Origin of the sequence: Streptomyces griseus subsp. griseus (genome assembly GCF_000720255.1) — a bacterium.
GTDB classification, from domain to species: Bacteria; Actinomycetota; Actinomycetes; order Streptomycetales; family Streptomycetaceae; genus Streptomyces; species Streptomyces griseus_I.
In genome coordinates, this window is record NZ_JOJE01000204.1 from 1 (window position 1) to 308 (window position 308).

The 308-nt window shown below is 71.8% G+C and carries 1 protein-coding gene; it reads right to left on the reverse strand.

Going from position 1 to position 308, the window contains the following annotated elements; translation table 11 throughout:
• Positions 1 to 308 (reverse strand): condensation domain-containing protein (locus tag IG99_RS43800; protein ID WP_037684638.1); only part of this gene is annotated, 308 nt, incomplete at both ends.

The following is a 308-nucleotide window of genomic DNA, read 5'->3' on the forward strand; positions in this document are numbered from 1 at the left end:
ATCCTCGCGGCCCGACGCCGAGGCGACCACCCTCGCGAACATCACGTGCAACACCGTCGCCACGCTCACACCGAGACGCCGCGCCACCTCACGTACGGCCGCGGCTGTGGGCCCATCAAGCCTCGCACCGGACTCGGCCACCCCGGTGCCGTCGCCACGGACGTCCATAACGCCGAAGGGCGCGGTGGGTTCGGTGACGTCGCCGAGCTGACCGGCGAAGAACGCCTCGTGCTCGGACGCCGGGATGCCCAACCTCGCCTGCGCGACGAACTCCCGGAACGGCAGCGGCTGTGGCAGCTCCGCCTCAC